Source organism: Pseudoalteromonas sp. G5_S1_54_S4, from assembly GCF_054968565.1.
Map to the genome: position 1 here is coordinate 42,496 of NZ_JBQKUL010000015.1, position 25,246 is coordinate 67,741.

At 40.3% G+C, this 25,246-nt stretch carries 22 protein-coding genes; 10 read left to right on the forward strand and 12 right to left on the reverse strand.

Going from position 1 to position 25,246, the window contains the following annotated elements; genetic code table 11:
• Positions 1-22: 22 nt before the first annotated feature.
• A complete protein-coding gene (locus tag ACTRWE_RS08020) occupies positions 23-922 on the reverse strand; it encodes a phosphoribulokinase (RefSeq protein WP_008114793.1) in 900 nt (299 codons plus the stop codon).
• 115 nt (positions 923-1,037) lie between these two features.
• Here ACTRWE_RS08020 and ACTRWE_RS08025 point away from each other — a divergent pair, with 115 nt between their 5' ends.
• Entirely contained in the window at positions 1,038-1,907 is an 870-nt protein-coding gene (locus tag ACTRWE_RS08025; RefSeq protein ID WP_013464066.1) for a TolB-like translocation protein, read from the forward strand.
• 333 nt (positions 1,908-2,240) lie between these two features.
• Entirely contained in the window at positions 2,241-2,606 is a 366-nt protein-coding gene (locus ACTRWE_RS08030) for a hypothetical protein (protein ID WP_013464067.1), read from the forward strand.
• A gap of 78 nt (positions 2,607-2,684) precedes the next feature.
• Here ACTRWE_RS08030 and ACTRWE_RS08035 read toward each other — a convergent pair whose 3' ends face one another.
• The 6 genes from ACTRWE_RS08035 to ACTRWE_RS08060 form a co-directional block, all read right to left on the reverse strand.
• The gene (locus ACTRWE_RS08035) at positions 2,685-5,258 is read right to left on the reverse strand and encodes a M1 family metallopeptidase (RefSeq protein WP_462879790.1); all 2,574 of its coding nucleotides are present in this window, start codon (positions 5,256-5,258) and stop codon (positions 2,685-2,687) included.
• A 114-nt stretch (positions 5,259-5,372) separates the two neighbouring features.
• Complete coding sequence (locus tag ACTRWE_RS08040; RefSeq protein WP_462879791.1) at positions 5,373-6,053, reverse strand: site-specific integrase; 681 nt, start codon at positions 6,051-6,053, stop codon at positions 5,373-5,375.
• An 89-nt stretch (positions 6,054-6,142) separates the two neighbouring features.
• Entirely contained in the window at positions 6,143-6,493 is a 351-nt protein-coding gene (locus tag ACTRWE_RS08045; RefSeq protein ID WP_462879792.1) for a DUF2750 domain-containing protein, read from the reverse strand.
• 629 nt (positions 6,494-7,122) lie between these two features.
• The gene (locus tag ACTRWE_RS08050; RefSeq protein ID WP_462879793.1) at positions 7,123-7,401 is read right to left on the reverse strand and encodes a glutathione S-transferase family protein; all 279 of its coding nucleotides are present in this window, start codon (positions 7,399-7,401) and stop codon (positions 7,123-7,125) included.
• Positions 7,402-7,470: 69 nt separating this feature from the next.
• A complete protein-coding gene (locus ACTRWE_RS08055) occupies positions 7,471-7,752 on the reverse strand; it encodes a peptidylprolyl isomerase (protein WP_462879794.1) in 282 nt (93 codons plus the stop codon).
• A 76-nt stretch (positions 7,753-7,828) separates the two neighbouring features.
• The gene (locus ACTRWE_RS08060; protein WP_462879795.1) at positions 7,829-8,398 is read right to left on the reverse strand and encodes a glutathione peroxidase; all 570 of its coding nucleotides are present in this window, start codon (positions 8,396-8,398) and stop codon (positions 7,829-7,831) included.
• Positions 8,399-8,486: 88 nt separating this feature from the next.
• On the opposite strand from ACTRWE_RS08060, the gene ACTRWE_RS08065 reads away from it, so the two are divergent.
• From ACTRWE_RS08065 to ACTRWE_RS08075, 3 genes are all read left to right on the forward strand, one after another.
• Positions 8,487-8,975 (forward strand): GNAT family N-acetyltransferase, encoded by a 489-nt coding sequence (locus ACTRWE_RS08065; RefSeq protein ID WP_013464075.1) that lies wholly within the window; start codon positions 8,487-8,489, stop codon positions 8,973-8,975.
• Between the two features lie 110 nt (positions 8,976-9,085).
• A complete protein-coding gene (locus ACTRWE_RS08070; protein WP_013464076.1) occupies positions 9,086-11,077 on the forward strand; it encodes an ATP-binding protein in 1,992 nt (663 codons plus the stop codon).
• 36 nt (positions 11,078-11,113) lie between these two features.
• A complete protein-coding gene (locus tag ACTRWE_RS08075) occupies positions 11,114-12,241 on the forward strand; it encodes a response regulator (protein ID WP_462879796.1) in 1,128 nt (375 codons plus the stop codon).
• A 138-nt stretch (positions 12,242-12,379) separates the two neighbouring features.
• Here the strand turns inward: ACTRWE_RS08075 and queG are convergent, their stop codons facing one another.
• The 4 genes from queG to ACTRWE_RS08095 all read right to left on the reverse strand — a co-directional run bounded on the left by queG (position 12,380) and on the right by ACTRWE_RS08095 (position 16,430).
• Entirely contained in the window at positions 12,380-13,513 is a 1,134-nt protein-coding gene (gene queG / locus ACTRWE_RS08080; RefSeq protein WP_462879797.1) for a tRNA epoxyqueuosine(34) reductase QueG, read from the reverse strand.
• Positions 13,514-13,583: 70 nt separating this feature from the next.
• Complete coding sequence (locus tag ACTRWE_RS08085; protein ID WP_033104345.1) at positions 13,584-14,804, reverse strand: methyl-accepting chemotaxis protein; 1,221 nt, start codon at positions 14,802-14,804, stop codon at positions 13,584-13,586.
• 58 nt (positions 14,805-14,862) lie between these two features.
• The gene (locus tag ACTRWE_RS08090) at positions 14,863-15,567 is read right to left on the reverse strand and encodes a glycerophosphodiester phosphodiesterase (protein ID WP_462879798.1); all 705 of its coding nucleotides are present in this window, start codon (positions 15,565-15,567) and stop codon (positions 14,863-14,865) included.
• A complete protein-coding gene (locus ACTRWE_RS08095) occupies positions 15,564-16,430 on the reverse strand; it encodes a DMT family transporter (RefSeq protein WP_024601220.1) in 867 nt (288 codons plus the stop codon). The genes ACTRWE_RS08090 and ACTRWE_RS08095 overlap by 4 nt, the downstream gene beginning before the upstream one ends.
• Positions 16,431-16,758: 328 nt before the next feature.
• Between ACTRWE_RS08095 and ACTRWE_RS08100 the strand changes: the two genes are divergently transcribed.
• The 5 genes from ACTRWE_RS08100 to rlmB all read left to right on the forward strand — a co-directional run bounded on the left by ACTRWE_RS08100 (position 16,759) and on the right by rlmB (position 22,778).
• Entirely contained in the window at positions 16,759-17,862 is a 1,104-nt protein-coding gene (locus tag ACTRWE_RS08100) for a sensor histidine kinase (RefSeq protein ID WP_076922432.1), read from the forward strand.
• Positions 17,859-18,473 carry a response regulator transcription factor gene (locus ACTRWE_RS08105; protein WP_076922431.1) on the forward strand — a complete coding sequence of 205 codons (615 nt, stop codon included), beginning with the start codon at positions 17,859-17,861 and terminating at the stop codon, positions 18,471-18,473. Before ACTRWE_RS08100 ends, ACTRWE_RS08105 begins: the two co-directional genes overlap by 4 nt.
• A gap of 162 nt (positions 18,474-18,635) precedes the next feature.
• Positions 18,636-19,370: an enoyl-CoA hydratase/isomerase family protein gene (locus tag ACTRWE_RS08110; protein WP_462879799.1), complete on the forward strand. Its 735-nt coding sequence runs from the start codon at positions 18,636-18,638 to the stop codon at positions 19,368-19,370.
• A 208-nt stretch (positions 19,371-19,578) separates the two neighbouring features.
• Positions 19,579-22,038 carry a ribonuclease R gene (gene rnr / locus ACTRWE_RS08115; RefSeq protein ID WP_028834423.1) on the forward strand — a complete coding sequence of 820 codons (2,460 nt, stop codon included), beginning with the start codon at positions 19,579-19,581 and terminating at the stop codon, positions 22,036-22,038.
• Entirely contained in the window at positions 22,035-22,778 is a 744-nt protein-coding gene (gene rlmB / locus ACTRWE_RS08120) for a 23S rRNA (guanosine(2251)-2'-O)-methyltransferase RlmB (protein ID WP_008112440.1), read from the forward strand. Before rnr ends, rlmB begins: the two co-directional genes overlap by 4 nt.
• Before the next feature lie 82 nt (positions 22,779-22,860).
• Here rlmB and ACTRWE_RS08125 read toward each other — a convergent pair whose 3' ends face one another.
• The gene (locus ACTRWE_RS08125; RefSeq protein WP_215521969.1) at positions 22,861-25,017 is read right to left on the reverse strand and encodes a TonB-dependent receptor family protein; all 2,157 of its coding nucleotides are present in this window, start codon (positions 25,015-25,017) and stop codon (positions 22,861-22,863) included.
• Positions 25,018-25,246 lie beyond the last annotated feature (229 nt).

A 25,246-nucleotide genomic window follows, 5' to 3' on the forward strand; every position in this document is an offset into this window, starting at 1 on the left:
GTTAGGGTTCACAAAAAAGAGTCTAAATAGGAATTTCAGGCGGGGCTAACTTTGCTAAGGCGCGTTTTTTCAAAATAATATCTTTTATTAGAGGCGTGAGCACCAGTTCCATCGCGAGACCCATTTTACCACCAGGCACCACTAAGGTGTTTATACGCGACATAAAACTGCCTTCAATCATCCGCAAATAATACGGAAAATCAACATCATCAATCCCCCTAAAGCGAATCACAACAAAGCTTTCATCAAGGGAGGGGATATCTTTAGCGCTAAATGGGTTGGAAGTATCAACGGTGGGGACTCGCTGAAAGTTAATATGGGTACGAGAAAATTGCGGCGTTATATGATTAATGTAGTCATCCATACTGCGCACAATAGAGTCCATGACTTTTTCACGAGAGTGGCCGCGTTCTGAGGTGTCGCGAATGAGCTTTTGGATCCATTCAAGGTTAATAATAGGCACCATGCCTATGAGTAAATCAACATGTTTAGCAACATCATGATCTTCATCAACTACACCGCCATGTAGACCCTCGTAAAACATCAGATCTGTATTTTGCTCAAGTTCTTGCCATGGGGTAAATGTCCCAGGTAACTGGTTATAAGGCACGGCTTCATCAAAGGTGTGTAAATAACGACGAAGTTTTCCTTCGCCGGTTTCACCGTATTTAGTAAATAAGTCTTCTAAGGCGCCAAAGTCGTTAGCTTCTCGGCCAAAATAGCTAATGTGTTTACTTTCTTGCTGTGCTTCACGAATTTTTTTGTCCATTTCAGGACGTGTATAACGATGAAAGCTATCACCTTCGATAAATGCCGCATTGATATCAAGGCTACGGAAAATATGCTTCACGGCGTTAGTGGTGGTCGTTGTGCCCGCTCCAGATGAACCGGTGATTGCAATAATAGGGTGTTTAGCTGACATGTTTGTTCTCTTTTTTATGACCCGTTAGTTATAAAGAGTTGACTGACTTAGGTCAAGTGACGTCATCAGTAAATAACGTTATCATGAGGTGCTTAAAATTAAAACGAGAGAAAGCATGAAACTGATTAAACCGTTGTTAGGGCTTATAGCTATAAATGCTTTAACGCTAGATATTGCTCAGGCAAGTATGCCTAAAAGCCAAATTTTGCTCGCCGATTTAAATACTCCACATGGTATACGTGTAAGCATTGTTAGTGATAAAACGAGCTATAACAATCAACCCCATTTAACCGACACCGGCCTATACTATACCCGAGAAATAATCAGTAATGACCAGAGTCAAACAGATATTGCGCTTTACAGCTTATCATCAAAACAAACCTCTATGGTCACTAATACGCCACAAAGTGAATACTCGCCCACTTTAACACCGGATGGGCAGCACTTATCGGCGATTGTCGTTGAAGACGATGGTAAACAAAAGCTATGGCAATATCCGTTGGCACCCGAGTTGGCTGCAAGTCGTATTTTTGATTGGATTGAACCTGTAGGCTATCACGCTTGGGGAAGTAACAACGATTTAGTGATGTTTATTTTAGGCGAACCACACACTTTGCAATATACCTCGGTTGCTGCGGCAAAAGGTGAGGTGGTAGCAAGCGATATTGGTCGCACGCTTATTTATAATAAAGCGCAGGCTGAGTTTTTATTTAGCCATAGTAAACATGGGCAGCATCACTTAGCGCGTTTTGATCCACAAACAAAGCAAGTTACCGATATACTTAGACTGCCAAACCAAGTACAAGATTTCATCTTAAAAGATGAAAATACCATTGCTTACGCAATTAAAAACCGTGTTTACCAGCGTAAATTAACGCGCGGCTCTGCTATATCGCAGTGGCTTGATTTAAGCCAATATTGCGATACTGAAATAAGCCGGTTGAGTTATAAAAATCAGCAATTAGCTTTTGTGTGTAGTGAATAAATAAATTTCGGACTTTCACTCATGCATGAGTTAGTCTAGGGTCTGTTGACCTTTGCGGATTACAATTTGTTCAAACTAGGGGCGGTTTAATCGCGGCGCGAGGTTTGTAACCTAGTGGGCTAAGTAAAAACCGAGCAACAAAGAGTAAATCGCCCCTAGGCAGAACCCGAAGGGCAGTGTCTGTTTGGCATTGATGCTGCGTTATCGCCTATTTATGGGGAATAACCACACCACATAGGCTTTACCTTGCCTAAATACCAAACAGACTGCTGCAAATTTAACCTTGAAAGGTCAACAGACCCTAACCCCCTATTAAATAAAAAGGAAAGTCACGTGGCATTTAGTGCAGACGAGTTAACCGAGCAGCTGATCAAACTAGAGTGTAGAAGTAACTTTAAAATAAAAAACATAGCTGAGTATATGCTAGTAAACTCTAAAGAAGCGTTTTATACCCATGCGGAAGCAGGTAAAGGTAAAATTGTGATCCGCCCTGCATTTGAAGTGTTTAGCGATGACTTTACTGATATTGATGGGGTTGTGCGTACTCAAGGCTATTTTCATAGCAGTGAAATGACCCGTTTTCCTACCCGTATTTATAAAAGTACGCAGCCTATTCATTATGGGGTAGCCTTTAAAATTAACTCTGAACAAGCGGCAAAAGAGTTTATAGCTAAGCTAACGATGATTATTGGCGGTTAATAGACGGGCTAAGGGCTAAAGGCAAAAGGTGCAAGATAAAACCTTTAGCCTTTAACCCTTTAACCCTTAAACTTTAGTTTATTTACTATTTAAAAAGCTATTGACTGATTTCAGTTCACGGTTTTTAAGTGCAATACAGTCATTGGTGCTCTCTGCAAGTTTACTTAACGTACGCGCATAACCGGGTACAGCATCCAGTTTAGCGTCAAAGAAACTTTGCGTTGTAGCTAAACTGTCAGCGTCACAGCTGGCGGTAGTAAAGTAAGGTAAGTTTGGCACAAAAAATGGTGGCAAGCTTGCTGTTACTTTATCGTAGTTGTTATAAATCCAATCAATAAACAGTGCTTGGCGTTCATCGGTGTAACTTTGACCCGATAAAATAGTACGCATATCAGAAGCCGTTACTTCGTCTGTTAAGCTATACGCCAGTACCGCTTTTTGTAGTTCAGGTTTACCAAAGTAACCCATTGCTGCCAGCATATTGGTACGCACTTGTGGATCTTTGGTGGTTTTAAAGGTTGTCATAAACTGATCTAGCAACGCCTTATCCCCATGAAAAGCCGCAAGACGTAAATAAGTACCTGCTAAATAAGGGTCTACCTTTTGTGGATCGTTTAAGTAAGCTTGTGTTTGCTGTTTGGCTTTATTGATCACATTTTTATCTTCACCATCAAACCCTAAGCGTGATACCACCGCGGCACGAAGTTGAGCTACTGCGCCATCTTCGCCCATTTTTGCTTCTAGGCCATATTTTTTAGCGGCAGGCATCACCGCATTTTGAATAAACGTAGGCCATAAATCTTTATTGCTATCGTCTTTAAAAGTACGCTGCTGTGACGCTAAATAACCTAAAGCAGTATTAGCAACACGCGGATGACTATCGCTGGCAAATACTTCAAGCGTTTGCATTAATTTAGCCGCTGAAATGACACCGGCATCAAGTAGGGCATCTGTTGCCGATAATAGGGCTAAGCGTTCACGGTCGTTTAATACGCTCGCTGCATTATCTATTAACGCATTAAATTGCGCATCATCCATTACCCAACGGTAATAACCTAGCGCGCCTTGATCTGGATAAATCCACTCTGGTTCAAAGTCTAATGCTAGCGTTTGGCTTTGTTTATTTAATAATACATTGGCTGTTTGTACTTTATCGCCAGCACCATATTTAATCGCAACCGGTACATTCCACAGTTGAGCAGGAGCTTCAACACCGGCATTGGCAAAACGACTTTGCGAAATCGTAATGCTCTTACCTTGCTGCTTAACGTTAATTAGCGGGAATGACGACTGTTCAATAAACGATTTTAAAACGCTCGCTACATCTTTATTTGAAGCCTTACCAAGTGCTTCCCATAAATCGGCAGCTTCTGCATTTTTATAGGAGAATTCTTTTAAGTAGTTCTGAATACCAGCTTGAAATGCCTCTTCGCCAATCCAGTTTTCAACCATCGCCAGTACTGAGCTGCCTTTGCTGTAGGCAAGGCCTAAACCATCCATAATATCGGCTTCGGTTTTAATTGGTTTACGAATTGGCTTAGTGCTTAAACGTGCATCTAACGCCATTACGTTGTTTTGTGGTAAATCTAGGTGTGATTCAAACTCAGGATTAAGCTGCTTAGTAATTTTTGCCGCCATCCAGCTTGCAAACGCCTCGTTTAACCATAAGTCGTTCCACCACTTCATAGTCACTAAGTTACCGTACCATTGGTGAGCTAATTCATGGGCAATAATAGAGACATTACGTTGTTTTTTACTACGCGTTGCAGCTTCTAAATCAACCAGAAGAATATCTTCGCGGTAAGTCACTAAGCCTGAGTTTTCCATAGCGCCAAACGGAAACTCTGGAACAGCCACTGAATCTAGCTTTTTATATACATAAGGAATACCAAAGTACTCTTCAAGTGCGCCCAGTACTTTAGGCATGTTCTCTTTTGCATATTGCGCTAAATGAATTTTACCTTGTGGGGTGATCACACGCCCAGGAATAGGCATGCCTTTAATTTCTAGCTCTTCAAATGGACCTACAGCCATAGCCACTAAGTAAGATGGAATTGGTGGCGTTTTATCAAAGTAATGGGTGGTCATATCGCCATTCACCGTCGTTTTTAGCTCAGGTGTATTTGAATACACTTTTTGTGAGGTGGGGGCGGTAATGGTTAACTGAAACGGAATTTTATAGCTTGGTTCGTCAAACACCGGAAATGCACGGCGCGCATCACTCATTTCAAATTGCGTGAACAAGTACGGAACGCCTTGATCTAGGGTTTTATATAACCCCACACTCTGGCGGTTATAAGGCGCTGAAAAATCTATTTTTAAGGTGTATTTACCTGGCTGAATTTGCTCTTCACAGCTAAATTTAACTTTACCTGTTTTAAGCATTTCGCTGTTCAAATCACAGTTTTGCTCACCTAGTAGTTGCACCATTTTAGTTGCATAATCAACACCATTGAGCTCAATGTAGTGTGTTGGTTTGAGCACTTCTAAGCTGATCTCGGTCATTCCTGTAAAGGTATCCTGACTTGGGTCGAGCGTTAAAGCGACTTTTTGTGAACTTGGCTTTGCGAGTTTTTCAATGACGAATTCGTTAGCATGAGCAGCATTCATCGCAAGCGCAACGCTCACGGTTAAGAGGCTTTTTAAAAACATAGTTATCCCTAGATTTTTTGTTGTTAGAAACAGTCATATAGACGGCACTTCATCCTAACAGCTTTTTTTACTAGAGTAAGCGCAGATCGCTAAGGAAAAGAGTAACAAAGTTTGTCAGTGGCTATCTCGGGCTAAAAACCGCTGCCAATGAATGTAGGAATTGATAACCCGGATCTGTTGTAGCACCTTATTTAACAAGGCTATATCGTTAAAGTTATCATGAGGGTAATCATTAAAGCCCATTAAATAATTAAAGCAGTCTTTGTTGCCTGCTTGCAGGGCATAAATACGAATCTGTTGTTCAAAGTTAAGCCGTAAGCTACTAATGGCGGTTTTCATACCGAGTTGATCCACCGAAGGAATTGCACATTTTTGCAAATATCCTGCGCGTTCACCCTCTCCTGAAAACCATATGCGCACTTTTTCGCTATAGCGCCCTGTTTTAGCGGGAAGATCAAACATTAAACGGGAGTGATTTTGTGCTTTTACATAAGCTAAATAGTCATTAAACCCAGCGCTAATAAGGGCGTGATGAACAGGCACTAAACGTGGCTTAATTTTACCGTGGGTATGAAAACTAAAACAGAGAATATTATTTTTAAGTATTAGGTCATCAAGGGTTAAGCAGCCAATTTCATCACTGTAAGCGCCACTGTAATAAGCAATTAAGGGCAGCCAGAAATGCCAGTGTTTAGCTTGTTCGCGGGCAAGCCGTGTATCACTATAAATATATCCGTTATAGAGCGTATGCAGCTCCATAGCTGAAAATGGACGACGACCAAGATGGGTTTTCAACGTATTACCTTGACAGTTTTTATTATTTTTATACCCCAACTAACCGTTGCTGTTAGTTGGGATAATGTCAGCGAACTAACGCCTAAAACTTATTCGCTTAGCGCGCGAGCTAAACCAACCGGTTCAATTTCTACACACACCTGATCGTCATTCCAATTTAAACCCACTAATGCATCATCAGATTTTAGGTCTTCAACCCAATCATCTAAAAACTCATCAAGGTTTATTTCTACTGGACTGTAATCTTGCCACTCTTCTTTACATTGTGCTTGTGCTGCGTCTTGTGATTCCCACAGTAAAAGTACATCGGTGTTGTCAAACTGATTTGACTCACATACAACAAAGCCACCATCATCGGCACCCAGTGCCCAGATCTGCTCACTAACACGTACTTTTTCTACAAAGCTAACTAGTTGTGATTCAATTTCGATATCGCTCATGTATCCACCTTTTAAAATTTAAGTCGAGGGTTGGTATTTTTAGCTGCTTGACGCTGACTAAACGCTTCATAAAACTTAACTAATTGCGGCTGCGCGCTAAAATCAGTGAGTTCACGAAAGCATACCCAATCAAGTAAGCAGTATAAACTGATGTTGAGGCATTCACAGCTTTTAAATTCATCATCGCATAAATGATCATTTAAATAGTGTAATGTTTGCGCAATTCGCTCATTTTGCAGATTAAAAAATAGTTTATCAGCTTGCGTGTCAAATCCAGAACGTTGGCATAACAGTAATTTAACGAATGAATCGTTACAGGCATTGATGCTAGGGCCTGTTGACCTTTACGGATTAAAATTTGTTCAAACTAGGGACGATTTAATCGCGGCGCGAGGTTTGTAACCTAGTGGGCTAAGTAAAAACCGAGCAAAGCTTCCGCGTCCTGCTCACGCCCCTTACCTACATCCATGTAGGCAACAAAGAGTTAATCGCCCCTAGGCAGAACCCTTCGGCAGCGCCTGTTTGGCATTAATGCTACGTTATCGCCTATTTATGGGGAATAACCACATCACATAGGCTCTGCCTTGCCTAAATACCAAACAGACTACTGTAAATTTAACCTTGAAAGATCAACAGGCCCTAATTAAAAAGTGCTCTTGAGGCCATGTAAGTGGGAGTTGCTGGGTTTTTTCAAGTAAATAACGCAGTATGGTATTTGAATCACTTAGGGTAAGCGTGTCATCGACCAATATAGGGATTTTGGCTGCTGGATTTTTTGTGACCACCAACGGCCGATCGTCTTTAGAAAAAATATCGAGATTAATAAATTCAAGCGCACAATTGTTTTGTTGTGCCCAGATTCTAATACGGCGAACATAAGGGGAAGGAATAGAGCCAAATAGTTGCATAATGGGGCTTTTGCCAACTCCACATAAATAAAAAGCCGCTGATGCGGCTTTATTAATAAATCGATTTACTTACTCTGAGCGGCTGGTTACTTCTAATAAATGGTAACCAAACTGTGTTTGTACAGGGCCTTGTACTTGATTTAGCGGCGCTGAAAATACCACCTTGTCAAATTCAGGCACCATCATACCAGGGCCAAACTCACCTAATGCACCACCATCATGACCTGATGGACAATTAGAGTGCAGTTTAGCGAGTTCTGCAAAGTCTTCACCTTGCTCAATTTTATCTTTAAGGTCTAAACATTGTGCTTCACTGTCTACGAGTATGTGCCTTGCACTTGCAACTGCCATAAGTTCTCCTACCTGTAAGTTTAGTTTTTTAAATTTGATAGCAACATCTTAGTAAGGTTAAACTGAAAACACAAAGTTAAAATGCACTTTTGATTGCGCTTTCTAGTTTTGCTGAATCCGGTGCTACGCGGCTGTTAAAACGGGTAATCGTTTTGCGATCGGCCGATACCACGTATTTATAGAAGTTCCAGTTTGGTGAACTGGTTTGGGCGTTTAAATGCTTGAAAATAGGGTTTGCGTCACTACCACGTACTGCGCTGGTGGCCAGCATAGGGAAGGTAACACCATAATTTACATAACACACTTTTGCGGTATCTTTTTCATCATTCTCTTCTTGAAAAAAATCATCTGATGGAAAGCCTAATACCACCAAGCCTTCGTCTTTGTATTTATTATAAAGCGCTTCTAAACCTTCAAATTGCGGCGTAAAACCGCAGTTACTCGCAGTGTTAACAATTAAAAGAGGCTGGTTCTTAAAATCACATAAGTTAATGGTTTCAGTTGAGCGCAACTTTCTAAGTGAAACATTCGTGAAGTCATTGCAGGTGTTTGCATCTAATGAAGGGGCGGGCGAGTCTGCGGCATATGTATTTAGCGAAACACAACTTAACGCGAGGGTTAAACCAAGTATTATTTTTTTTATCATGCTATTACCTTAAGTGCGTTTTTAGAGTATTTATGTAACTTATCATACGCTACTATAGGCTAAATTGATCAATTTTACTTTATTTTCTATGACTATACGTTTAGCAAAACCTGATGATTTAACTGCCATTGTTGCTATTTACAATGAAACTATCCCTAGTCGAATGGTCACCGCCGATACCGAAGAGGTGACCGTCGCTGATAAACAACCTTGGTTTGATAGCCATACTGCTCAACGCCCTATTTTTGTTTACTGTGAGAACAACCAAGTATTAGCGTGGCTTAGTTATAAATCGTTTTATGGTCGCCCAGCTTACGATGGCACCGTTGAGTTAAGCATTTACATTACGGCAGCAGCCCAAGGAAAAGGGTTGGGTAAAAAGCTGATGCAATTTGCACAACAACAAGCCAAGCAGCTTAATATAGAAGTATTACTTGGGTTTATTTTTAGTCACAACGAACCGAGCATTAAATTATTTAAGCATTTTGATTTTGCAGTATGGGGAGAGCTGCCTAACGTAGCAAGAATGGACAATCAGCTGTACAGCCTGACTATTTTTGGTAAGCATTTAACCTAGTACCATAACAAAAGGCAGCAAAATTCACTTTTACGTAGGTGATTACGCTAAACCAAAAATTCTAGACTATGCTGAAAAGGTGTTTAATTAACTCTTTAAAGTGTGTCTAAATGGCGAGAAAAATACTTATTATTGATAGCAGTAGCATGATTGCTATGCGCTTAAAAGTGTTATTAGAACTAATTGGCTGCCAAGTTGAATTAGTCCACTTTGCTATGTTTGATGAAAATACAGACATAGACATTTATGACTTACTGGTATTTTCTCAAGGCGTGCCAACCGATGTTGTATCGATAGTTGTTGAAAAAGCGACTTATCAATCATTTTTGTTATTAGCGCCAAAAGCAGAATCAGGGGAGTTGCTTAGCGCATTCTCCAAATTAAATGACTTGATACCCAATGCCACCATTATCTACCCCTTCTTTTCCAATAAAGAAATAACGTCTTTAATTGAGGCCTTATTAGAGATAGGTCCAGATCACATTTTTAAACTACCGACAATTTTACTCGTTGATCATGTTAATGAGCGATTAGAGTCACTCAAAAGTAGCCTTTATGGCGCTCATATTGAGGTATACACCGCAACAAATCATGATGAAGCAATTAATATTGCCAAGCTCAGGAGTATTGATATTTTAATCAGTGACTTTAGCTTACAACCGGGTTCTGGTTTAGAGATATTTTCGAGTTTAAAAAAAATACAACCGCATAGTCGTTGCTTGTTAGTAACCTCACGCCCTGAACAATCTATGTTAGAAGCCATTCGCCAAGGTGTTGAAGATGTTTTAATCAAGCCTTTAAATGACAATGTGTTACTACAGGCTGTACATAAATTATGGCAAACCGAGCTGCTAAAACGTCACAATGCTGAGCTAGTAGAAAGATTACAAGAAACAGTTGATGTGCTGATTGAAAAAGACAGCCTACTGCAGGTCATTTTTAAAAATACCCCCGATCCTATTTTATTATTTGAACGCAAAGGCAAGATAGTCGAGGCCAATGATGCCTGCTTAAAATTATTTAATTTAAAGTTTAAAAAGCTCATTGCTCACTCGTTATTTCATTTTTTAGATGATGACTCGGTGCAGGCAATAAAAGATAAAATCTCTACATTAAACAGTAATCGTCAGTTTAGTTGTGACTTACACATTGTAAATAAAGACGGAAGTAAAATTCCGCTAGTTGGATCATTTAATGAAATAGACCACCATGGCGAAATAGCGTTAGCGGTTATTTTTAAAAATGTTAGCCATTTAAAACAAAAAGAAGATCTACTGTTGGAAGCCAAAGATCTTTTAGAAGAGCAAGTAAGGGCACGTACTTCACAGCTTGAGCATGCGAAAAATATTGCCGAAGCGGCTAATCTAAGTAAATCAGAGTTTTTGGCAAATATGTCGCATGAGCTAAGAACCCCTATGCACTCTATATTGAGCTTTTCACGTTTTGGTATTAGCAAGTTACAAGAGGGTGATTTTAGCAAAGATAAACTTTTGAAGTATTTAACTCGTATTGAATCAAGTGGGCAAAGACTACTATCGTTACTTAATAATTTACTCGACCTTTCTAAATTAGATGTTGGTAAATTTCCATTCAACCCACGGGCTTATGATTTAGCGACTATTGTTAAAACCAGTATTGATGATGTTGCCGGTATTGCTATTGAAAAAGATATAAATATTGTTTTTAGCTCTGATAACGCGCCGATTGTTGCACAGTGCGATGAAGAGCAAATAAATCAGGTTTTGAGAAATGTATTGAGTAATGCACTCAAATTTAGTGAAGAGCACAGTACTGTTGAAGTTGTCATGCAAAGAGACGATGACAATGCAAACATTGCAGTGATAGATAGCGGTATAGGAATACCTGAAGAGGAACTTGAAACGGTTTTTAATAAATTTGAGCAAAGCAGTAAAACGAATAGTGGTGCAGGTGGAACTGGGTTGGGTCTTACCTTGTGTCGTGAGTTTGTTTCATTGCATCAAGGCAGTATTAAAGCATGCAATAACAGCCTTGGTGGAACAACAATTTCGATACAAGTTCCTTTAGAAATAAACTTAGATGAATACCTAGCTGATGAGCAATTAGTGAAAAATAGCGGCTAACAATCGAATTTTTTTAATTTATATGGATGAAAAATTATGGTTTTAACTAAAATTCTTGCAGTCGACGATGAACCATTTAACCTCGAAATAATTGAAGAAATATTAGAGGATCTTGATTTTGAACTTAAGCTAGCTTCCAGCGGCCCTGAATGCTTAAGTATGGTTGAAGAGTATATGCCTCAAGTTATATTACTTGATGTAAGTATGCCAGAAATGAATGGTTATGAAGTATGTAAAGAGCTTAAAGCTAACCCCATTACCCATGACATTATCGTGATGTTTGTATCTGCAAGAGGTACGGTTGAGGAGCGCATGGAAGGTTATTCAGTAGGCGCGGAAGACTATATTGTAAAACCGTTTGGGCACGACGAATTAAAGCAAAAACTGAATAAACTAAATCAAGTCTTAATAGAAAAACAACAGCTTGAAAAGCAAGTAAAAGAAGCGACCTCTACCGCCTTTAATGCCATGGCAAATAGCAGCGAAATGGGTCAGATAGTAAATTACATTGAAAATATTGGTTTTATTAACGATATACAAGAGCTTGGCAAAGCATTAGTAGAATGCTTACAGGCATTTGGCCTACAAAGTAATATTGAATTTAGATGTAACGATACTAAGTCGCACTTTGCGCTCAATGGGGTGTGTTCGCCAATTGTAATTGAGTTATTTGAAATGCTTAAAAGCAAAGGACGACTGCATGAGTTTTCTCATCGCATTTTGGTTAACTACGAGCTTGTGAGTTTACTGATTTTAAATATGCCAGAGCATGACGAGCAAAAGCACGGACGCATACGTGATCATATTTGCTTTATTGTAAGTGTAACCGAGCAACAATTACGAGCCATTACCACTAAGCAGATGCTGGTATCGCAGCAGGAGCGGTTAAATAAAGTTGCCAGTACTGTGCATAGTAAGTTTCATCGTTTAATTGGGATGTTGAACGACAGTCGTATTAATAATGAAAAAGTATTTAAGCATTTACAAGAAGAACTCGAAGAGCGGATCCCAACTATGGGATTGGATGAAGACCAAGAAATTTTTATTTATAAAAAAGTAGACGAAACCATACAAAACTCGGTTGCACGTCAGGAGTCAGTAGATCAAGTTAAAAAAGCCTTTGCAGAAATAGAGCAAGATCTTGCTTTATTGTTAAAAGGTTAAAGGTTAAAGGTTAAAGGTTAAAGGTTAAAGGCTAAAGGTGCGGGCTACGGGCTGCGAGGCGCGGGGTAAATTCCTTACTACGATTAGATATATTAACTTGTAGCAGTGACTTTATGTCGCGTTTTTTAGGCAATAGGCTTACGCGTCTCTGGGTAGGCCTTTTTCAACAATCCGTATTAGCCGTGCTGTTTTGCGCAGCTTTTGTCTTTGTTTATCATGTTGCTGGGTAAGTGCCCATTCTATGTGCTCATTCACCATGTCACTGACCGTTTTGCGTTTATCTTCAAGTGCATGAATAATCGCTGGGCTAAAATCTGCGTTGCCTAAGCCAACCGCTATATTTCGTAACCAACGCTCATGGCCAATACGCCGAATAGGGCTGCCCTCGGTATTTGTTAAAAAGGTAGTTTCATCCCAGGCAAATAACGCGAGTAAGTCTTTATTTTTTAATTGTGTACGGGAATGGAAGTCTTGCTCGTCGGTAATTTGTCCATAGCGATTCCATGGGCACACTAACTGGCAATCATCGCAACCATAAATGCGGTTACCCATTAAGGTTCGGTATTGCTCTGGAATAGCCCCTTGATGCTCTATGGTTAAATACGATATGCATTTACGTGCATCTACCACATAAGGTTCTACAATAGCGCCGGTAGGGCAAAGGGTTATACAGGCAATACATTTACCACAACCTTCGAACGTGTTTTCATCATCAATAGGCAGTGGTAAATCTACAAATAACTCGCCTAAAAAAAACCAAGAACCAGCCTCTTTATTGATTAATAAAGAATGTTTACCTCGCCAGCCAAGCCCTGCTTTTTCAGCTAATTGACGCTCAAGCACTGGCGCTGAATCAACAAAAGGCCTAAAGCCATAGTCACCTACCTGTTGTTCAATTTTTTTACCTAATTGCTTGAGCCGATTACGCATTAATTTGTGATAGTCGCGGCCAAGCGCATAGCGGCTGATATAGGCTTTCTCGTTATTTTTAAGGTTTTTGGCAAAGCCTGAATCTGGCGGCAGGTAATTCATTTTTACTGAAATAACTCGTTGCGTGCCAGGGACTAGCTCGCTAGGGCGGGCGCGTTTCATTCCATGTGTAGCCATGTAATCCATTGAACCATGATACCCTGCATCAAGCCAACGCTGAAGCTGTGCTTCATGCTTAGTTAAATCAATGTCAGTAATGCCCACTTCACTAAAGCCAAGTTGTTGGCCCCATAATTTTATTTGCTGGGCTAGCTGTTCATAGTTTGGTTTTACGTCGCTCACATACTTCACACAGTTAAATGACAAGCCGCTTAATTTAGCATAATCGCGGCTTGGGTGAAATTGTTATTGCCTAATCTACAAAGCGTTTTAACTGTTGTTGGGTTTGTTGGCTTAGCTTTTGTGATTGTTCAGAATCATGCAGTGCTGTATCTATTTGTTGCTTGGCTTGTTCGCCTAGCGCCACAATTTGCTCAACCGATTCATGCGTTTGGTTTTGGGTATCTTCGAGCAAGTGTACGGCATTGGCTATTTGCTGCAATTGTTGTTGATTAAGTTCAAACTCATTGAGCATTTTACCAAACCCATCAGAGGTGGTGTTAATTGATGTTTGCGCATTATTTGAGTGGTTTATTAATTGCTCTGACTCTTTATTCGTTTCATTAACGAGCTCATTCATTTGGGTAATAAAATCACTAATTTGGCGGGTTGCATCACTTACTTTAACCGATAGGGTACGAACTTCATCGGCAACCACGGCAAAACCTCGCCCCGCTTCACCAGCGCGTGCCGCTTCTATGGCTGCATTTAGTGCTAATAAGTTAGTTTGATCCGAAAACTCTTCAACCATTTTTAAAATACTGCGAATGTTTTCGCTGTTCTCTTTCAAGCCCGCAATCGTTTTAGAAAAACTACCCAGCATTTCATTAATAAGCCTTACCTGCTCAACTAGTTTTGATAGCTCACCAGCAGAGAGCTTTACAAAATTAAGGTGTTCATTATTGACCTGATGTACGCTATCAGTGTTGCTTACTATAGCCTGCAGGCTTTGGGTAATTTGGTTACTGGCATTAATAATGGTGTGGCTTAAATTAATTTGCTGTTCGCTTAGCTGCTCTGTGTGCTGCATTGATTGCGTTACTTGGCTGTTACTCTGCACACTCTCTTGGGCGCTGGTATAGGTAGTGCTTAATAAACTATTTAAATGGGTAGTAAATTGATTGTATTGCTCACTTAAGTCTCTAAATTCATCAAACGTGAAATGGGGTAATTTGGCTGCTAAATTCGCATCTTGTTGATTAATATTAATGAGCGTATCGCGCATTGCTTTTACCGGGCGCACAATTAAAAAGCGCATATAAAAAATAGTAAAAATAAAGCCTGCAATAATAAGTAGCGCAAGTGCCCAAAATAAGCCAGTGCTTTGCTGGTTTTCGGTTAAGCTACTGTGCAACCAAAACAAAGTAATGGCTTGAAATAAAAAAACAAAACTTAAATTCCCAACTATTTTTCGGGTTAAAGTATAAAACAGTGTTTGTTCTAAAAAATTATAAATACGCATGTAGCTACTCATTAAATAGTGACCTACTAAATTATTGTTTTTATAGCATAAATGGCAATTAAATAATTAGTTATAGTTCATTTAATTGCGCTAAATAATGCTTAGTTCGTTCAGGGTCGTTAGTAAAAATACCATCAACACCACAGGCAAGCATCAGTTTAATATCTTCGACTTCATCTACGGTGTAAGCAAATACTTGTAAACCGCGCATTTTGGCATCGTCTACAAACGGTTTGTTCATAAAGTTTTTGTCAATATGAATGCTGTAGGCCTGTAAGTCTTGTGCAAACTTTGCATACTGCAATGGAATTGATGCAGTAAGTGTGCCAATTTTAAGCCACGGTAAACGGCTCTTTAGCCAGTGTAGTTGATGATGATTAAATGATGAAACTAAAATATTGTCTGCGGTTATTTTTTTGTTCGCAATGTTACTTTCAAGCACGGTTGCAAACTTTTCAAGTTCAAAGGTATGCTTTAGCTCTAAATTGAGTAAAGTTTGGTTATTATTCCAGTCTATTAATTGCTGCAAAGTAGGGACTTGTTCGCCATTTCCTGCATCAAACTGTTTAATTTGCTGGGCACTAAAGTCGCACACTTTGCCTTTGCCATTAGTGGTTCTATCGAGGTAGGTATCATGAATAATAACGTAATCATCAAGCGCGCTTTGTACATCAACCTCAATGCCATCTACATTCGCTTTTAACGCCGCTATAATGGCGCTTTGCGTATTTTCGGGGAAGTGTGTGCTTGCGCCTCTATGTGCAAATATTTTCATGGCTGCTTTTTCCGTGAAATTGACCAAGTTTCAAAGCACGCAGCACTAACAATCAGTGCGCCACCAATCAGGGTCATCACTGAGGGGCGTTCGTGCAGAATAATTATAGCCAGTATTGTGCCATAAAGGGGCTGTAAGCAAGAAATCAATCCAGCGGTCGCTGCTGATAAATGTTTTAAACTCGCTGCAAATAACGAATGCGGCATCGCAGTAAACACCACACCGGCAATAAGCAGCAATATTAAATCAGTATCATTAATTTCTGTTATGGGCACTTCAATAAAAGCACACAGCATCAGGCTTGCCACTAAGGTTTGGTAAAACATGGTTTGCGGTCCACCATACTCGCTAAAGTAGCGTTTATGAGTAATATTACGAAGAGCAAAAAATAATGCTGATACCACGCCCGTCACAACACCTAAAGTGATGTCATCGCCTAAATTAACGTTAGGGATCAATAAATAAATGCCAAAAATCACCACCACAGCACTTATTATATCTTTTGTTTTGGGCTTACTTTTATTAAATAGGGGCTCTAAAAATACCGTGATCACGGGATAGGTAAAAAAGGCTAACATGCCCACGGTAATTCCCGCTAATTGCATGCCTGCAAAATAGGTTACCCAGTGAATACCTACGGCAACGCCTAATAAAATGGCAATCACATAATCTTTAGCGCGATGCAGCTTAATTGGTTTTTTTTGCAAAGTTAGTAGCACACAAATTGCCAGCCCAGCGATAGCCGCGCGATAAGCGGTAATATCTAATGCATTTAAACCAATTAGCTTTGCGAATAAGGCGGTACCGCCAAATAAAAGGACAGCAATATGTAAATAAATTAAGCTTTGTTGTTGGGACTGCATTAAATTTCCAGGTCACTTTTTTTGGCTATATTAGCATTGCTTTTACACTCAGAAGATGAATTTTTCTATTTCATGACAAATGTCAGCCAAGTTAATGACATTTCACACTCTTATCTATTTTACCCACTGGCATAGTTACCTTACTTATATTGGAGGGTGTTATGAATTCTTTAATTTTAACAAGCTTAAGCATTAGCGATTTTTTAGAAACACTAAGTTTTACTATCACTTATGTAGATTGTTTTATGTTCGTATGCATTTTTATGTTATTTGTATTTATTAATAAAAAGAGTGCTATAAATAAAAATAATAGGCCAGAGGTATTGGTATGAGCTCGGTTAACAGGTTTTCTCAGCAAAGCGATAAAGATTTTTGGAAATATGGTCATTTAGTTTTTACCGGTTTTTATTTACTCCCGATGATCATTGATTTTGCTAACTTTACGGCTCATCAAATCACCTTGTCTTTAGCCTTTTATATTGCGTTTATATTGTTATATGTAAAAGCAATAAATTGCAAAAATGGGGGAGTAACTAAGTTATTTATCGCTATGTTACTGGTGTGTTTTAGTGCCACTTTTTATAGCGCTGGTACACCAACCTTATTTGGCTTTATAGCTTATGTAGCGGGCTATACATATAGCAATTATCAAAGAGTTTATGCCGCATTAGCGATAATTTTAACTGTTTTGCTAAGTTCATATGTGGGTGACATAGCTAAGCTTGAGTACTTTTTAGCGGTGGCTTTAATTTTATGTGCTGCTCTATTTAGCTATGGTATAGCGGCAAAAAGAGAGCATTTACATAAAATTCGCGAACAAGAAAGCGCAAAGCAATTAGAGCAACTAGCAGCCATTGCTGAGCGTGAACGCATAGCCCGAGATTTACACGATATTTTAGGTCATTCATTGTCATCAATAGCTTTAAAAGCTGAGCTTGCGAATAAACTCAATCAAGGTGAGCGATACGATCAGGCCAATAACGAAATTGCCCAAGTAGCAAACCTTGCAAGGCAATTGCTTAGCGATGTAAGAAGCGCGGTAAGTGATTTAAAGCAACTCGACCTAGTGAGCCAAATCGCACAGCTAAAACAAACGCTTATAGCGCAAGGCTTTAACATAAAATTTAACGTTAATTTAGCAACCTTACCCGTTAAAGTAGAGGGCATTGCGAGCCTTATTATTAAAGAGTCGGTTACTAATTTATTACGCCATAGCAGCACCAAAAACGGCTCTATCAATATAGAACAAACAAAGCAGCAATTAATTATCAGCGTTATTGATAATGCGCCATGCGCTACATTAAAGGCGGGTAATGGTTTAAATGGCATTAAAGAGCGAGCTGAGCAATTAAATGGCAATGCAACATTTACCTGTGGCGATACATTTACTTTAAATGTTGTGTTGCCACTGAGTGCTGAGGATTTAAAATGATCAAAGTATATTTAGTTGAAGACCAAGCACTGGTGCGCGATGCCGTTGCAGCCTTATTAAGCCTTGACTTTAATATTGAGGTGATTGGTCAAGCAAGCAATGGCCAAGATGCGTTAAATGAAATCAGCGCGCTTAGTGAAGGCTTACATCCAGATATTGTTTTAACAGACATAGAGATGCCAAGCATGAATGGTATTGAGCTTAGTGAACAAATAGCCGCTAAGCACCCTGCAATTAACATGGTAATTATGACCACCTTTTCGCGAGCCGGTTATATTAGGCGTTCTTTAAGTGCGGGTGTTAAAGGTTTTATTTTAAAAGAAGCGCCAAGCGAAGAGCTAATCAATGCGCTTAAAAAAGTAATGCAAGGGCAAAAGGTGATTGACCCAGAGCTGGCAATTAACGCATTAGACGATACCGATCCACTCACAGATAAAGAACGCAAAGCGTTAAAACTTGCAAGTGATGGATTAAAAACCAGCGAAATAGCAAAACAGCTTTATATAAGTGAAGGCACAACGCGTAATTATTTATCCGATGCAATTGCTAAACTCAATGCCACAAACCGAATTGATGCAGCACGTATAGCCCGACAAAAAGGGTGGTTGTAATTGCGCGAATATTTAAACGCTATGGCTTAAGCTCTCGCTCCTTTAATGGTTACAAAAATAGACGCTTTATAAATTTCATACAACGTATTACTATTCTATTTATAATTATAAAAGTAATGAAAAGTGCTAAAAGCGCAGCTACAAGCACTAAATGAGGGTCTAATGACAGCATTAATAGAAATTACCACGCAAGGAAGCACGGCTATCCTTACTATGAATACAGCAGAAAACCGCCATAATCCAACCTTTATAAACGAGTTTAATCAACACCTAGATACGATTGAGGCTAACGAGCATATTAAAGCGGTGGTGTTAACTTCAAGCAGCGATAAAAGTTGGTCGTTAGGCATTGATTTACAGTGGATGGCAAACCCTGACAACACACCACAAATAATTGCCGATTTTATGAACTCGATAGGTGCCTTGTTTAAACGTATTGTTACTTTTCCTATGCCTATTATTGCCGCGCTAAACGGCCACACTTATGGTAATGGTTCGGTACTGGCGTGTGCCTGTGATTTTAGATTTATGAAATCAGACAAAGGCTTCTTTTGTTTCCCCGAAGTCGATGTATTAGTGCCGTTTGTACCGTCTATGTTTCCTATTATTAATAAAGCCATAGATCAGCAATTTTTTAATCGTTTAGCCATGACCGGTGAGCGCGTTGATGCGCAAAAATTATTACAACATAACGTAGTAGAGGCCACCTTTGCTGATGAGCAAGCCTTGCAAACGGGTGTGTTAGAGTTTGCGCAAAGCTTTAATAAAAATCGCTGGATATACTCTCAAAACAAAAGCCAAATGAACAAACCAATACTCGATGTTATGGCTGCACAAGATGCGGCTTTTATTGAACACATCAGCACGCTATTGTGGAAGAAACTACAGCAAAAGTAAGCTGTTTATATAAAAGTGAGTAAACATCAGCATTGCTATTTTACTCACTTTTAAGCTCTTAAATTAAGTACATGTTAAGCGTTATTTAGTTATATTTTCACAAAATGCAAAAGGTAATAACGCTTTATTAAAAGTTTAATGGCTTTTACCTGTCTCATTGCGAGTATATGAGTTAAAATACTTACATAACCAACTAACAAGATAGTGAATGTCAAACCAAGATCCAAATCTCAGTCGAGAACAAGAAAAGTACGAAAACCCAGTCCCTAGTCGTGAGTTTATACTTACTCACCTGCAAGAGCGTTCCAAACCTGCTAACTACGCACAACTATGTGAAGAACTCGCAGTCAACGATGAAGAACGACAAATAGCATTTAAGCGCCGACTTCGCGCCATGGAGCGTGATGGGCAGCTGTATTTTAATAAATTTAAATGTTATGCCCTGATTGACGAAGCCGGTTTAACCAAAGGCAAAGTAGTCGGTCACAGAGACGGTTTTGGCTTTTTAGAAGTTGAAGGCGAGAGCAAAGATTGGTTTATTGCCAAGCATCAAATGAATATGGTGCTACACGGTGACATCGTTCTTGCCAAAGGCACTAAACGCGGCTCAGGCTCAAAATGCGACGCACGCATCATCAAAGTACTCACTAACGAGCGCGCACCCATTGTAGGGCGTTATTTTGTTGAGCATGGTATTGCCGTTGTTGTGGCTGAAGATCCGCGCATTACCCAAGACATTATTATCCTACCGGGTAACGAAAAAGGCGCGCGCCATAACCAAATGGTGCAAGTGCAAATAACCCAAAATCCAAGCCGTAATATGAATGCGGTAGGTAAAGTTATCGACGTACTGGGCGAGCATTTAGCGCCGGGTATGGAAATTGAAGTTGCGCTGCGTAATCACGATATTCCACACGTATGGCCTGAAGAGGTTGAACAACAAGTTGCCCACTTAGGTGAATTTGTTGAAGAAGCCGATAAGCAAGGTCGAGTTGATTTACGCGGCTTACCGCTTGTGACCATAGATGGCGAAGACGCTCGTGATTTTGATGATGCCGTATACTGTGAGCCTAAAAAGTCGGGTGGCTGGCGCTTATGGGTAGCCATTGCCGATGTATCACATTATGTAGGTATGAACACGCCGCTTAACAAAGAAGCGATAGAGCGCGGTAACTCAGTGTATTTCCCTGAGCAAGTTATTCCAATGCTACCAAAAGTATTATCTAACGGTTTGTGTTCGCTAAACCCTGAGGTTGATCGCTTGTGTATGGTTGCAGAAATGACCGTATCGCAAGAGGGTAAGCTCTCAGGTTATAAGTTTTACGAAGCGGTGATGAACTCACATGCACGTTTAACTTACACCAAAGTAAATGCCATTTTACAAAACGATGAAAAGCTACGTAAAGAATACGCAGCCGTGGTGCCACATTTAACTGACTTACAGCAAATGTACATGGCATTAAAAGCAGCGCGCCAAGAGCGTGGTGCGATTGAGTTTGAAACACTCGAAACCCGCTTTGTATTTAACGCACAGCGTAAAATAGAATCAATTGTGCCAGTTATTCGTAACGATGCGCATAAGCTCATTGAAGAATGTATGATTTTAGCCAATGTTTCGGCGGCTAAGTTACTTGAAAAACACGAAGCCAGCGCACTGTATCGAGTACATGATGAGCCCGATAGCGAAAAGCTGGGTAACTTTACTCAGTTTTTAACTGAGCTGGGGATTGAAAGCACGCTAAGTGATGAACCAACCCCGAAAGAAATTACTCATGTATTGGCTCGTTTAGGTGACCGTCCAGAGGCTGAGCTTATTCAAACTATGCTGCTGCGCTCAATGAAACAAGCGGTTTATCAGCCAGATAACATAGGTCACTTTGGTTTAGCATTATCGGCTTACGCGCACTTTACCTCGCCAATTCGCCGTTACCCCGATTTAGTGGTGCATCGTGCAATTAAAGCGGTATTAAAAGCACAAGGGCAGCAAACCTCTGGTGAATACGCTTATAGCGATGATGAAGTCGATCAACTTGGTGAGCAATGTTCTACCACTGAGCGCCGCGCAGACGATGCCACCCGTGAAGTAGCCGATTGGTTAAAATGTGAATACATGCAAGATCATGTAGGCATGGAGTTTAACGGGGTTATTTCATCGGTTACTAACTTTGGTTTATTTATTCGTTTAGATGACTTACAAATTGATGGATTAATTCATGTTACTAATTTAGGTGATGAATATTTCCAGCATGATGCAGCTAAACATTGTTTGGTGGGTGAGCACACACATACGGTTTATCGTTTAGGCGACAAAGTCACTGTGCAGGTTGCCTCGGTAAGCTTAGATGATCGTCGTATAAACTTAACGCTTAAAGGCGATGTTGCCCAAGATCGTTATGCGCGTCGTCGTGCACCTAAAAAAAATGCTCCAGCGAGCGTTCGCTCGCAACTTAAAGCCGGTAAAATCCCGGGTAAAAAGTCAGCAAGTGATGACAAAAAGCCAAAGGCGGGTAAAAAGCCTGCCGCAAAAGGCAAATCAGCGAGCAAATCAAAAGTAAAAGCGGATGACACCACCGCTAAGAAAAAAACCAAAAAGAAAGCGGTCAAAAAGCCTAAAAGACCAGGTAAAAATGCCCGTAAACGTAGTAGCCCAGGAGCAAACAATTCGTGAGTAATGAATTAATTTTTGGCTTTCACTCTGTTGAAGCAATTTTGGCAAAAGAGCCAGAGCGTTTTATAGAAATATACGCCCTTAAAGGACGTGATGATAAGCGCTTATCGCCGGTGATTGAGCAAGCGCGTCAGTTTGGTATTTCAGTACAGTTTATGCAACGAAAAGCGCTTGATAACAAAGCGAAAGATGAACAACATCAAGGCATTATCGCCAACGTGAAAGCGGCACGTGTGTTTAACGAAAAAGATCTTGATGAGATCATTGAACGCGAAGACACCCCGTTTTTGCTGGTACTTGATGGCATTACCGATCCGCATAATTTAGGTGCCTGCTTACGTAGCGCCGATGCTGCCGGTGTTCATGCGGTGATAGTTCCTAAAGACAAGTCAGCAAAGCTTAATGGCACTGCACGTAAAGTGGCCTGTGGCGCAGCTGAAACAGTACCGCTTATTCAGGTTACTAACCTTGCACGTACATTACGTGAAATAAAAGACGCAGGTGTATGGGTTGTAGGCACAGCCGGTGAAACCGACACACATGTATTTGATGCCAGCTTAACAGGCCCAATGGCGATTGTGATGGGAGCTGAAGGCGAGGGTATGCGCCGTTTAACCCGTGAGCACTGTGATGTACTCGTTAAAATTCCAATGGCGGGCACGGTTTCAAGTTTAAATGTATCGGTTGCAACCGGTATTTGTTTATTTGAAGTATTACGCCAGCGCGCAGAAACAAATTAAGCCTATTAATTACATAGGCATTAAAAAGCCGAGATTGATTTAATCAACCTCGGCTTTTTTGTACTTTTAAGTTAGCACTTTATTAAAAACTGTAAGAGTAGCCCATTTGTACTGAACGTGGCTTACCAGGTTGAATACCGCCATTTGCACGGTTAGCAATGTAGGTTTTATCAAACAAGTTATCTACGCTTAGGTATACTTTTTGGTTTTCGTCGATTAAGTACTTAGCAGCTAAATCCCATACAACACGGCTATCAATCGCATTTAAGCCTGAGTTAGTTAAATCAGCATGTGCATCAGACACGTAGCGTATTTGGCTATTTACCACAAAGTTATTCACTTCTGCGCCAAACGATAAAGCAACCTGGTTCTCAGGTACGTAAGGCATTGCATCGCCTTTTTCTACTGAGCCCCAAATTTCTGAATCAAACGTGTTTTTAAATTCTGAATCTGTGTAGGTGTAAGTTAATTTTACTGGGAACGCAACCGATGCAGTATTAAACGTACGACCGGCACTAAATTCAAAGCCCGATACTTCTACTTCACCGTAGTTGTATTGGTCACCAATGTTATCGTCATTACAACCTACTGATGCAGTACAGTTACCATGCATATTGTCGTAATCAGAGTAAAACGCAATTACTTCACCGTTAAAACCGCCCGCATTAAAACGAGAGCCAAACTCGATGTTGACGCTTTCTTCTTCGTCTTGGTCGGCATTACCCGGTGCTGCAGGGGCGTAACCTTTTTGAATACCGGCAAGTAACGTAACATTGTCGTTAAGTGTGTAAGTAGCACCTAAAGACGGTACTAAAATTTCAGTATCGTTAGAGATATCTTTTGTTAAGCCTAGGCTACGGGTTGGATCTGACTTAGCCCACTCTTCACGGGTAATAGTTATGTCTTCATAACGAAGACCAGCACTCACTACTAATGCATCCATTGTCCATTCGTCTTGAATAAATAGCGTGCTTGCTTTTGCACTGTCTAAACGGTTGCTGTTAGAGCCTGGAGCGCCTTGTGAGGTAAGAGTCATGCTTAAATCTTGATTAAGCGTGTATTTGTCTTCCCACTGGAAACGATCCATTTCGTCTTCGTGGTAACGTACGCCAACCGTAATGTAGTGAGCGCCCGCTGGGATGTGTAATTCAGACTGCACACCTTTGGCTTGGTAGTCACGGTTATTGGCTTTAACACCGATGTTTTCAATACCGGCAGCTGTTGGGTTTGCTTCAAACTCGCTGTATTGCTCAAGTGTGCTTGAACCAACACTGCTTGCTTTATACCAGTTACGGTGGAAGTCGTTTAGATAAGCGGTTGCTAAAACTTCATAACCTTCACCAAAACGGTATGCATAGTTTACTTGGTATGCATTATGGCGAGTGTTCATTTCATCATTTTGCGATGCCGCATAACGACGGTACGGGTTTTGTTGGTAATCGGCATCGGTTAAACCCATGTAGGTTTCGTCTGATGTTTCTTCAGAGTACTTTACTTTGAACTCAATGTTATGCGCATCGTTTTCACCAAAGGTATGGCCAAACTTTACCAATACGTCGTTTTTTTCAAAACCTGTGTTGTCATCACCTACTGGCAATTCTTTAAAGCCATCAGCGCCGTAAGAAAACACTTCAATTAAGCCTGCAGTGTTGTTTTTTTCTTTTGCGAAGTAAGCGTGACCTTTGTAGTAACCATCGCTACCAAGGGCTGCATCTAGCATGCCTGTTGAGCTATTTGGCTCAGTTGGCAGGCTGCGAGAAAGTAAGTTTAATACACCACCGGTTGTACGCGGGCCGTATTTAACAGAGGCAGCGCCTTTTAGCACTTCAATTGACTCCATACGACCCATAGTAGGGAAGTAGTAAGCCGATGGCGCAGAGTAAGGAGCCGGAGCAACAAGTACACCGTCTTCCATCACAGAAATTTTGTCGTTACGGCCAGTACCTGTACCGCGCATACCAATATTAGGGCGCAGGCCGTAGCCATCTTCTTCTTGCACGTACACACCTGGTACAGATGCTAACACGCGAGAAATATCGGTAAATTCGAATTTTTGCAATTCTGCATCTGAAATAAACGTAGCAGATCCTGGAATATCGTTAATAGCGGCTTGTGAGCCAATAACGGTAATTTGTTCAAAGTTACGCTCAACTTTGTCGGCATCTTTTGCCATTGCTGTTGTGCTCAAAGACAGCGCAACAGCTGCAGTTAACGAAGAAACTAAAAATTTATGTGACATTGATTACCCTAAAAATAGTTCAACTACTGAAATTGGCGTAATTTAAACATGTTAACGAATGAGAATCAATATTATTAAGTTTTACTATCATTTACATTTGTCGTAAAAACAGGCTGTTTTTATAACATTTTTAACTAGGTGTTTATTTTTGTTTTATAAAAACAGGGATAATGTATTGGCTGGTGGCGGTTAATTTAACCTGAACTCTGCTTGAGATAGATTTATTATC